This is a genomic window from Pseudomonas sp. AC463 (assembly GCF_979253585.1).
Genome location: NZ_CEEDDZ010001078.1, coordinates 1 through 242, shown reverse-complemented (window position 1 = coordinate 242; position 242 = coordinate 1). Strand labels below are relative to the sequence as shown.

Annotated in this window: 1 pseudogene; it reads left to right on the top strand. The window is 63.6% G+C overall.

The features are described from left to right. Positions 1 to 242 (top strand): annotated as a pseudogene (locus AC0IYH_RS33590) (aspartate aminotransferase family protein); the annotation flags it as partial.

Below are 242 nucleotides of genomic sequence, written 5' to 3'. Positions count from 1 at the left end.
GAGGTGATGACACCGACCGCCTACGATCACATGCTGCCCCTGGCTGCACGCCTGGCGGCGGGCTTGCGTCAGCTGATCGGCAAGCACGGGCTGAACTGGTCGGTGACCGAGTTGGGGGCGCGCTGCGAATTCCAGTTCTGCGCCACGGCGCCAAAGACCGGTGCCGAAGCCGAAGCAGCCTTCCATGACAGCTTGCAGATGGCCTTGCACCTGTACCTGATCAACCGTGGCATCCTCATCAC